Below are 10,496 nucleotides of genomic sequence, written 5' to 3' on the forward strand. Positions count from 1 at the left end.
AGCAGTCACCGCGGCGTTCTCAGGTGGATTGGTCACCTCGGCACTCGTCGGCGTCATCGTGGGCAGATGGTTGGATCGACATGGCCCGCGTGGCGTTATGACCGCCGGCGCCGTGGCCGGCCCACTTGCAGTGGTGGGCGTTGCGCTGGCTCCGACGTTTCCGTGGTTCGTGGCCGCATGGATAGCGGCAGGAGTGGCCATGGCCGCCGTGCTGTATCCGCCCGCGTTCGCGGCGTTGACACGCTGGTTCGGCCCCCGCCACGTTGGCGCCCTGACAATTCTGACGCTTGTGGCGGGGCTGTCGAGCACGGTGTTTGCGCCACTGACCGCCGCCCTGGCCGATCGACTTGATTGGCGCACAACCTATCTCGCCCTCGCGGCGCTACTGGCGGCCGTGACCATTCCGGCGCACTTCTTTGGCCTTCGCCACCCATGGCCGGCCGCGCCCGGGCTGCACATCAGCGAACCACCCAGCCGAATCACGCGGAGTCGCCCGTTCGTTGCACTGGCAGTCGCGCTCACCGTAGCTGTGTTGGCCTCCTACTCGGTCATCGTCAACCTCGTGCCGCTGATGACCGAGCACGGTATCGACGCGCGCATGTCAGCCACGGCGCTCGGCCTGGGCGGCATCGGACAAGTGTTCGGCCGACTCGGTTACCGAACGCTGATCGCCCGCTTCGGCATACGGGCGCGAGTGGCATCGATTCTGGCAGGAGTGGCGGTGACGACAGCACTACTCGGAATTTTCAGCTCGGTGGTGCCGCTGATCGTGATGGCGATTCTCGCCGGATTCGTGCGGGGCATCATGACCCTGCTACAAGCGACTGCCGTCACCGAACGTTGGGGTCATACCCACTACGGACATCTGAACGGCGTCCTATCCGCCCCCGTCACCTTGGCCACCGCGACCAGTCCGTGGATCGGTGCCGCCCTGGCGAGCTGGTTCGGCGGATATGGCTTGATGTTCATAGCGCTTGGCGCTTTCGGAGCTCTTGGAGCCGTCATCGGCTTGGCCAGTGTTCCCGCTCGTTCCGATGACAGCGATGTTCCGCATCTGTCGCCGAGTGCTCACGCGGATTAAACTTGCGCGTGCGTCTGAGTCCATCGTCTGGCGCCGACGACCGCTCTTCACTACGCCCGGCGGGTTGCGTTTCAGTTCGATAAGCATCAATATAGATGGGTGTCTAAATCACGGCTTCCGCTTCCAGACGCGTCCGTGTGCGCGTACGCGCCTTTAGTAACCGAGCCGCTCTCACCAGAGGCCGCCGCCGACATCGCGGCCAAGCTGAAAGCACTGGCTGATCCGATCCGACTGCGCCTATTCAGCATGGTGGCCAGCCGCGCGGGCGGCGAGGCATGCGTGTGCGACGTATCTGAGGGATTCGACGTAACCCAGCCGACCATCTCGCATCACCTCAAGGTCCTCAAGGATGCGGGGCTATTGACCTCCGAACGCCGCGCCTCTTGGGTGTACTACGCAGTCGTCCCGGAGGCATTGACGAACTTGTCGACGGTACTCAGAGTTGACGTTTCCGCGGCGAAGGCGTCGGCATGACCACCACCCAGTCGCACGGTCATCCCGCCGTCGTCGAAAAGCTTTCGCTCCTGGACAGATTCCTGCCCGTCTGGATTGGCATCGCCATGGGCGCCGGCTTGTTGTTGGGCCGGCTCGTACCGGGGCTCAATACTGCTCTTGAGCGCGTCCAGGTCGACGGCATCTCGCTGCCCATCGCGCTTGGCCTGTTGGTAATGATGTATCCGGTATTGGCCAAAGTCCGCTACGACAAGCTGGACTCGGTAACAGGCGACCGACGGTTACTGCTCAGCTCCCTGATTTTGAACTGGATACTCGGGCCCGCCGTGATGTTCGCCTTGGCGTGGCTTCTGCTACCCGATCTGCCCGAATACCGCACCGGATTGATCATCGTCGGCTTAGCGAGATGCATTGCGATGGTGATCATCTGGAACGACCTCGCCTGTGGAGACCGCGAGGCCGCTGCGGTGCTGGTTGCATTGAACTCGATTTTCCAGGTTGTGATGTTTGCAGTCCTGGGCTGGTTCTATCTGTCAGTCCTGCCGGGCTGGCTCGGCTTACCGCAGACCACAATCAGTACCTCCCCCTGGCAGATCGCCAAGTCGGTAGTGATATTTCTTGGTATCCCTCTACTGGCCGGGTACTTGTCGCGGCGTTTCGGCGAGAAGGCCAAGGGCCGAACCTGGTACGAAAACAGGTTTCTCACGGTTATCGGCCCTTGGGCCCTGTACGGCCTGCTATTCACTATCGTGATCCTCTTCGCCTTACAGGGCGATCAAATCACCAGCAGGCCATTCGATGTCGCCCGAATCGCTTTGCCGCTGCTGGCGTACTTCGCCATCATGTGGGGCGGTGGATACCTCTTGGGGGCCGCGCTCAACTTGGGCTATCAGCGCACAACCACGCTGGCTTTCACGGCTGCCGGCAACAACTTTGAACTCGCGATAGCTGTTGCGATCGCGACGTACGGGGCGACCTCCGGGCAAGCTCTCGCCGGGGTCGTCGGCCCTCTCATCGAAGTACCAGTGCTTGTCGGACTCGTCTACGTCTCTCTGGCGTTGCGGCGACGTTTCGCCGCGGATGCTTCGAACGCCGTGCCGGGCAGCGGAGCACACCATGACCGATAGCTCGCCGTCACCCAGTACAGACCAGCTCGGGCATCAATCAGGCGACCAGCAACTGGCCCCGAAGGACGTTACGGATCGGCTCCACGCCGAGTTCGGCGAGCACGTCGGCCGCGACGATATCGAGCGGTCGCTGCGCTCCTCTTGCGAACGATTCAACGGTCGCGCCATCGATGCGAAATCGCTAACCGCGCGAGCGGAACGGTGGACGCGCCAACGCCTCGCGGCACGCGTGCGTGTCAGCGGGCAACTCGTTGACACGCGCCCGACTGTCTTGTTCTTGTGCACGCATAACGCCGGACGCTCACAGATGGCTCTCGGATTCTTCAATCACCTCGCGGGCGACCAGGCAGTGGCGTGGTCGGGCGGATCTGAACCCGGCGATCAAGTTAATCCGTCTGCGGTGCAGGCCATGGCGGAAGTCGGTGTCGATATCACCCGTGAATTCCCCAAACCGTGGTCCGACGAAATCGTTCAGGCCGCAGATGTCGTCGTCAAGATGGGATGCGGCGACACGTGCCCCCTGTTTCCCGGCAAGCGTTACGAGGATTGGGAACTCGTGGATCCCGCCGGGCAAGGGGTCGAAGCCGTGCGTCCCATCCGCGATGACATCGAAGAGCGTGTTCGCCGACTGCTGTCCGAACTAGGCATACAGTCGCAGCGGTAATCAAGGAGCAGAGCCATGGATGAAGCTATGCCGCCCTCGGTGCTGTTCGTGTGCGTTAAGAACAGCGGGAAGTCGCAAATGGCGGCCGGCCTAATGCGCAAGCTCGCCGGTGACGCAGTTCTCGTCTACTCGGCCGGAACGAAGCCGGGCGAGGGCATCAACGCCCTGTCCGCCGAGTCGCTGGCCGAAATCGAAGTCGACATCTCCGGCGAAAGACCCAAACCCATCGATCCAAACCTCCTTCAGAATGTCGACTTCGTGATCACGATTGGGCGCGAAGCCAAGGTCCAGCGCGCGCCCGGGATTACCGTCGAGAATTGGGACACCGACGAACCCTCCGAGCGCGGAATCGACGGCATCGAACGAATGCGCCTCGTACGCGACGACATCGCGACACGTGTTGCCGATCTCTTCGGCCGCATCCGAGCCGACTCAACGTAGAGCCGCCGCCCCGATAACAGCTGACGATCGGCAGCGACTGGGTGTCCACTTTAGACCGCCCGGCACATGCCCAGCTGCGCCTGCACGCCCAATGCTGGGCATCGCTGCCAGCGAAAGTCTATGATGCGTTGGCCTCCTAGCGATCGCTGTCCCGATCTCTTCCTCAATTTGTGTGAGAGAGGCGCCGCCAAGCGCCAAATCGCCAAATCCATTTCCCGCCTTCACGTTCAGGAGCGATTGGGAGGCCTTCGGCGGATAGTTGACATCAAGCCCGATGGCGATCGTCGTGCACTTTTGCGCGAATGAGTCACCGCGGTGAGGGCCGTGCCCTGGGTCTGGCTAAGTCGAGGTCACGCCGCGGGCCCATCCCATACTTCGCGGCCGCGGCCGTTATCGCGGCCGTGGCATTGCTGGTGGTGGCGTGGGCGGTCCCGTCCAACCAGGCGGGGCTCGCGACATTGGCTTACCTCGTCGCGATCGTGGCCGTATTGGCTATCAGCGCAATGTTTCAACGCGTCAACCGGCACTCGCTCGACCCCGGGGCGCGGACGTGGCTGGACCATTCGATGATCTTCGTATTCATCGCCGCCAGCCACACACCCGTTCGCCTGGTTGGCCCTACCGCACCCCACAGAACATCTGGTCGTGGCCGCCAGTTGGGGCGCAGCGCCGACCGGAGTTGCGCTCACGCTGCTCTATCCGACCGCGCCGCGCTGGGTGGCGGCGCCGCTGTGCGTGATGGTCAGGTCGGCGTCGATCTGTTACACCGGCACGATCCTGCAGTACAGCGGCACGATCTTGTGAAGCACCGGCGCAGTAGCGCTAGTCATGTTGTTGGCCGGGGGCGCCTTCTACAGCCTCGGCGGGGTTCTCTATGCACTGCGGCCGACGGCGCTGCACCATCACGACATCTCCCACGCCTTCACCGTCCTCGCGGCGATGTGCCACTACATCGCTATGTGTTTCGCGGTGTTCTAGACAAATGAATCAGACGAGTCAGCGAACTTGCGAACTGCGCCAGTCCGACGGCGAGCAGCCGATCACACCGCCGTTTCGCTTGCGTGGGGAAAGCGGGCAAGCGATGCCGAGGAGACCTTCCGCCCCATATCAATATTCGTTAGCATATGAGGATGGGACAGTCTCCGTTGGATACTCGCGACCTCTTGTGCCTGGACCTGCGACATGCTGAGTCGATTCGAGCGTCGCTATCGTCCTTGGATCGAATTGAGGCCTTCGCGGCGCGCGCCCGAGCATTAAGTGACCCGACGCGACTCACGATTGCGACGGCCTTGCTGACGGGTGACGAATTGTGCGTGTGCGATGTGGCCTGGGTGGTGGGTCAGGCGCAGAACCTCGTGTCGCATCACTTGCGTCAGCTCAAAGTCGCCAAGCTGGTGTCCTCCCGCCGGTCCGGCCGACTCGTCATATACCGACTGACCGAACAGGGCCGGGAGCTCACCTCGGCTGTCATGACCCTCTCCGTGTCACCTGTGAAGGAGCGCAACGATGTCTGATGCGTGCTGTGGAAGCGACGAGGCTGACCAACCGCAGGCGGGGCCGGAAAAACTCTGGCAGGTTCGAGAATTGCACTGGGCGGCGCTGGCCGCCGTTCTGCTGGCGGCTGCCTGGTTGATCGAGGCGTTCGGGCGCACTTCGGTGGCCTCGGTGTTGGAATGCGCTTCAGCGGCGGCCGGTGCGGCGTCATTCGTGCCAGGTGCGTTGCGCGGATTGCGGCATGGCCGCATCGGCGTGGGGACGTTGATGACGATCGCCGCGGTGGGCGCGGTCGCGTTGGGCCAGTTTGCCGAGGCGGCGATGCTGGGTGTCTTGTTCTCCATCGCTGAGGGGCTTGAACACTACGCGGTGACACGGACCCGCCGCGGACTTCGCGCTCTGTTGTCGCTGGTGCCACCGACAGCCACAGTGGTGCGCGACGGCCGCGAAATCACCGTGGCCCCAGAGGATCTCGCGGTCGGCGAGAAGATGGTGCTACGTCCGGGGGAGCGGGCGGCCACCGACGGCATGATCACGGCCGGGCGTACCAGCCTCGACGCATCAGCCATCACCGGGGAGTCGGTGCCGATCGAGGCCGGCCCGGGCGACCAGCTACATGCCGGCGCCATTAACGGCAGCGGCGCCATCGAGGTCGAAGTGACCGCGGCCGCCAACGATAGCTCGCTGGCGCGGATCGTCCACATTGTCGAAGACGCTCAGGAACGCAAAGGCGCCGGCCAACGCCTCGCTGATCGGGTCGCTCGGCCTCTGGTGCCGGCGATCATGATCCTGGCAGTTGCCGTCGCTGTGTTTGGCGCACTGCTTGGTGATCCGCTGGTCTGGCTGCAGCGCGCCCTCGTTGTGTTGGTGGCCGCGTCGCCGTGCGCCTTGGCGATCGCCGTGCCCCTGACAGTGGTGGCCGCAATCGGCGCCGCGAGCCGGCAAGGCGCCCTCGTGAAAGGCGGGGCGGCGGTCGAAGCGCTGGGTCGAATACGCACCGTGGCGCTCGACAAGACGGGAACCCTAACCCGCAACAGGCCTGAAGTCATCAACACGATCACCGTCGGTGACAGCACCGATACCGAAGCTCTGCGGGTAGCGGCGGCATTGGAAGCCCGCAGCGAACATCCACTCGCGCAAGCGATTCTGGCCGCCATAGACACCAACATCCCGAGCGCCACCGGAGTCACCGCCGTCCCCGGGCACGGATTGACCGGCCAACTCGACGGGACGACGCTGCGGCTGGGCAAACCTGGTTGGATCGACTCAGGACCACTGCGCAGCGAGGTTGATCGGCTGCAAGGGGCCGGAGCAACCGTGGTGCTGCTCGAACGAGACGGCGCCCTTATGGCCGCAATCGCGGTGCGCGACGAACTACGACCAGAAGCCGCCGACGTCGTTACTGCGTTGCGCCGTAACGGGTTCGAGGTCGCCATGCTCACGGGCGACAACTCGCGCACCGCCCACGCCTTGGCTAGCGAGGCAGGTATCACTACGGTCCACGCCGACCTGCTGCCAGAGGACAAAGCCCGACTGCTGCCCGAATTGGCCCGCGGTAAGCCGATCGCCATGGTCGGCGACGGGATCAACGACGCGCCGGCGCTGGCTACTGCCGACATCGGCATTGCCATGGGCGCCATGGGTACCGACGTCGCGATCGAAACCGCCGATGTCGCGCTCATGGGGGCGGATTTGCGTCACCTTCCTCAGACCTTGTCTCACGCCCGCCGCGCTCGCCGGATCATGCTGCAGAACATCGTGCTGTCGCTGGTGATCATTACCGTCCTGATCCCGATTGCTGCGTTGGGCCTACTCGGATTGGCCGCAGTGGTGCTCATCCACGAAGCCGCGGAAGTGCTGGTCATCCTCAACGCCATCCGCGCCGCCAAAACGCAACCGTTGCCGGGCGTCGTCGCGGCGGCGTCCAAATTGACGTCGACACCCAATGTCAACATCGGTGCACCCCCACCGCTAAGTGATCCGTGCTGCGGGACACCCACTCAGGAATTGCCGGTTGGTGTTCAGACGCTCAGGCTCGCCCCAAGTGAGCCGGGATCGTGCTGCGGTGACGAGTGCGCGTGTTGTCACCCAAGCGCACCCGAGAAGAATTGAACGTGTCGGCGACTGGGTCCCGCACGAGGTTGCACTTGCTTGGTGGAGGGCCAATGCGGTGGGCCCCGCAGTGTGCAGCGGCCCGATGCGGTCTGCACCGGATAAGTGGGCGAGCTTAGCCGATTTTTGTCAGGGTAAAGGTGTCGCTCGGATCGCTCAGGCCGCAGGGTGCGGTGCTGTCCAAGAAGATCGCAACCCCGTTGAGCGTCAACGGGTCCCACCATTGATCCACGGTGACCGGATGCTGGCTGAGATCGTTGCCACAGATCGCGCCCTCCGGAATCGTCCGCTTCACGTCGTAACGACCATCAATCAGCGGGGCGTTGAACCCTTCACCGGGACCGGTCGTGACGTGGGCAACGCAGACCGGCTTGCATGTTGTGCTAATCGTCCACGTTCCGGTATCGCCATCCTCGTCGGCGTAGTGGTAGACACCGTTCATCTTTAGGTCATCGGCCGCGGCGAGCGGCTCAGCTTGGGATGCTGGTGGCGACAGCACGCTGGCAAGGAGTGTGGTCGCCGCAACGACTATGCCGATTTTCATAAATTCCGCTCTCGTGTGGAAAGATTCCTGCCTCGCGAGCAAGACGAGCCAAACGTATCCGCAAACTGGCTGGGATCCCGCCGTCTCGCTTCGGTGCATATCGAATTGAAAGACGGTGGTGCACAAGGCCGCTGAATTCTAAGAAATCGGCCAGTATCCGAGCCGGCTACCGTGTCGCATTCGAGCGAAATCAGCGCTGCCGAAAGAAACCCGGTCTGACCTGGGAGAACGCATCACGCTTACTGACTGGGGGTCATGTGGTTGCAGGTTCAAATGCTGTTGGCCCGACCGGTTGAACGTCGCCCTGAACTGCGGGTCGGCGTCCCGTTGAGGCATCCCATGATGTCGACCTGGAACCGCGGACTGCCACGAAGTTGCACCATGCGTTCAAGGCGAATGCGGGTAACGCCTGCATGTGCCTTGACGCCGCCGAGCGCGAACTGAAAATCAATCTCCGAATGAACGATCGGCCACCGACTAGCTGGGACTGACAAACCTCTCCCTGCTAAGCGGCTAGCCGAGATACCCCCTAGGGGTAAACCGGTACGCTGTCCTCATGAACCTTGCTACTTTCGTCGGTCGCCGCGTTGAGTTTGTGGGGACGTTCGGCGCTATCGCTACGGTCCTTGTTATCGGTGGCTGTAGCAACGGCATGTCGACTCACGCGACGAGCACCACGCCGGGTGTATCGGCGGCATCGACCGCGCCAACAATGTCGAGCATGCCGGGGATGACCGAGCCAATGCTCGCTGGAGATGGGCTGTCGGCATCGCAATTCGGGTTCACGCTTGTGCCCGCCGCCACCATGCTCACGGCCAACACCGCCGGCACCTTCACCTTCAGGATCACTTCGCCCGACGGCGAACCAGTCACTCAGTTTGTCCCCGAGCAAACTAAGCTGCTGCACTTCTATGTGATCCGCTCGGACCTGACAGGGTTCGCGCACTTGCACCCCATCATGGCCACTGACGGCACCTGGACTGTCGCGTTACCCGCGATGACGCCGGGTGACTGGCGGGCTTTCACTCAATTCACCGCCCGCCACCCGAGCGATGTAGCCGTTCCGTTGGTGCTTTCGACACCGCTGACGGTGCCCGGACAAGCCACCACCGCACCCCTGCCTTCGTCGAGCAACATCGCCAGCGTCGACGGCTACACGGTCTCCGTGTCCGGGCAGCCCTCCGCAGGCCAAAACAGTTCGGTCACATTAGATTTCAACAGCGGTGGTGAGCCTGTCACCGAGTTGCAGCCTTATTTGGACACTTATGCTCACGTCACCGCCATCCGGGCCGGAAACCTGGCTTTCGCACACATGCACCCGAGCAGTCCGGTAACTAGGGACCGGGGCGGCCCGAGCCTGAGCATCGAGTCGGCTTTTCCGGCCTCCGGGAACTGGCGGTTGTTCATCGAGTTTCAAACCGCTGGCATCGTGCACACCGCCGAAATCACGCTCCACGTCAATTGAGACATGGACCTTGTAGGTGCGCCACCGGTCCGGAGAGTTCGATTCGGTACCTGATCGCGGCCATAACATCAGCAGCATTTCGGCTAAGCCGGTCAATCCTTGTCAGCAAAATCGACTCCACGTGCGCGTCGGGAGTGATCGAGAATATTGTCCTCACGCAGCAATTAGACCGAGATCCACGCGATACCCTACCGGGGTACTGTTTTGGGCTATGAACGAGACTGAAACCTGCCACTGTAAATCCACCGGTTGCACGTGCAACGACTCCGCGTGTATCCACGCAGCCAGTTGCAAGTGTGGTCACCCCAAGTGCGCGTGCAACCACTGATCACCTTCAGCCAAGGCCTCGAGCGCCTGTCGGTGCCTTGGCTGTTCGCTGGAACCCGACTAAAAGAAAAGTTGAGGCGTCGGCAACCGTATACCTGCTCCGCAGTCAGCTTGAGCCGCAGGTAAAACAGCCCGCGAAGCAGAACGCGATGGGATCGGCCGAGACATCGAGTGTCCTGGGGTGACTCTACTGGCCGCGCTAAATCAGCATTCGGCCGCCGAAACCACCCACCGCCACGCTGGAACGAAACCCCGCCTCCGGGCGGTGCTCGGCGCACCCGTTACGCCCGCCGAATTATCAACCGACGAACTGAAAGGCAGAACTGGTGAAGAATTCGCTGCGCCCAACTCGGCGCGGGTGCCGTTTGCCCCCTGATTACGCCGACCGTTCGGCGTAAGACGATGGTGTCAACCGAGACATGTGGGTGGGCAAAGAGCCGAACGGTTCAGCCGCACGGGAGCAGACATTTGCCATTTGCTATCAGCCGTATGCGCGAGGGGTTCGACAGCGAAACACGGCTGTCATGGGTCCTGGCCGCGCTGGCCGGATTGATTGGTGCCGCGGCGTTCACTCACTCCGCCGGATACTTCGTGACTTTTATGACCGGCAACACCGAACGTGCCGCGTTGGCATACTTTCGCGATCAGCCCTGGCCCGCAATAACAGCGGCGCTGTTGGTGGCAGCCTTTGTCGGCGGCGTGGTGGTTGCGTCATTGTGCAGACGCCATCTTTGGGTTGCACATCCTCATGGCCCGACGGTCCTCACCGCCTTGTCGCTGGGGGGCGC

Annotated in this window: 12 protein-coding genes and 2 pseudogenes; 12 read left to right on the forward strand and 2 right to left on the reverse strand. The window is 62.7% G+C overall.

What is annotated here, in order from left to right; all coding sequences use genetic code 11:
- The 10 genes and pseudogenes from AC5Y5O_RS31080 to AC5Y5O_RS31125 all read left to right on the forward strand — a co-directional run.
- Positions 1-1,081 (forward strand): MFS transporter (locus AC5Y5O_RS31080; RefSeq protein WP_500028693.1); only part of this gene is annotated, 1,081 nt, incomplete at its 5' end.
- Between the two features lie 99 nt (positions 1,082-1,180).
- Positions 1,181-1,555, forward strand: coding sequence for an ArsR/SmtB family transcription factor (locus AC5Y5O_RS31085; RefSeq protein WP_061559459.1), 375 nt, complete (start codon positions 1,181-1,183; stop codon positions 1,553-1,555).
- Positions 1,552-2,659 (forward strand): annotated as a pseudogene (gene arsB, locus AC5Y5O_RS31090) (ACR3 family arsenite efflux transporter); the annotation flags it as partial. The gene AC5Y5O_RS31085 and the pseudogene arsB, both read left to right, overlap by 4 nt.
- A 54-nt stretch (positions 2,660-2,713) precedes the next feature.
- Complete coding sequence (locus AC5Y5O_RS31095) at positions 2,714-3,325, forward strand: arsenate reductase ArsC (protein WP_500028695.1); 612 nt, start codon at positions 2,714-2,716, stop codon at positions 3,323-3,325.
- Positions 3,326-3,340: 15 nt separating this feature from the next.
- Positions 3,341-3,766: an arsenate-mycothiol transferase ArsC gene (locus AC5Y5O_RS31100; protein WP_330981088.1), complete on the forward strand. Its 426-nt coding sequence runs from the start codon at positions 3,341-3,343 to the stop codon at positions 3,764-3,766.
- A gap of 302 nt (positions 3,767-4,068) precedes the next feature.
- Positions 4,069-4,371, forward strand: a pseudogene (locus AC5Y5O_RS31105) (hemolysin III family protein); the annotation flags it as partial.
- A 40-nt stretch (positions 4,372-4,411) separates the two neighbouring features.
- Positions 4,412-4,570, forward strand: a complete 159-nt coding sequence (locus AC5Y5O_RS31110; RefSeq protein ID WP_330981087.1) for a hypothetical protein — start codon at positions 4,412-4,414, stop codon at positions 4,568-4,570.
- A 24-nt stretch (positions 4,571-4,594) separates the two neighbouring features.
- A complete protein-coding gene (locus AC5Y5O_RS31115) occupies positions 4,595-4,744 on the forward strand; it encodes a hemolysin III family protein (RefSeq protein WP_330981086.1) in 150 nt (49 codons plus the stop codon).
- A 152-nt stretch (positions 4,745-4,896) separates the two neighbouring features.
- Positions 4,897-5,280 (forward strand): ArsR/SmtB family transcription factor, encoded by a 384-nt coding sequence (locus tag AC5Y5O_RS31120; protein ID WP_330981085.1) that lies wholly within the window; start codon positions 4,897-4,899, stop codon positions 5,278-5,280.
- Positions 5,273-7,372, forward strand: coding sequence for a heavy metal translocating P-type ATPase (locus AC5Y5O_RS31125; protein WP_330981084.1), 2,100 nt, complete (start codon positions 5,273-5,275; stop codon positions 7,370-7,372). Before AC5Y5O_RS31120 ends, AC5Y5O_RS31125 begins: the two co-directional genes overlap by 8 nt.
- A gap of 115 nt (positions 7,373-7,487) precedes the next feature.
- Here AC5Y5O_RS31125 and AC5Y5O_RS31130 read toward each other — a convergent pair whose 3' ends face one another.
- Both AC5Y5O_RS31130 and AC5Y5O_RS31135 read right to left on the reverse strand, forming a co-directional pair.
- Positions 7,488-8,042, reverse strand: a complete 555-nt coding sequence (locus AC5Y5O_RS31130) for a hypothetical protein (protein WP_330981083.1) — start codon at positions 8,040-8,042, stop codon at positions 7,488-7,490.
- A gap of 534 nt (positions 8,043-8,576) precedes the next feature.
- Entirely contained in the window at positions 8,577-8,789 is a 213-nt protein-coding gene (locus AC5Y5O_RS31135) for a hypothetical protein (protein WP_342931199.1), read from the reverse strand.
- On the opposite strand from AC5Y5O_RS31135, the gene AC5Y5O_RS31140 reads away from it, so the two are divergent.
- A complete protein-coding gene (locus AC5Y5O_RS31140) occupies positions 8,722-9,381 on the forward strand; it encodes a DUF8832 domain-containing protein (RefSeq protein WP_500028696.1) in 660 nt (219 codons plus the stop codon). The genes AC5Y5O_RS31135 and AC5Y5O_RS31140 overlap by 68 nt on opposite strands.
- Positions 9,382-10,197: 816 nt before the next feature.
- The coding region (locus AC5Y5O_RS31145) for a DUF1275 family protein (RefSeq protein ID WP_500028694.1) at positions 10,198-10,496 on the forward strand (299 nt) is incomplete at its 3' end.

Source organism: Mycobacterium sp. NGS40, assembly GCF_059812735.1.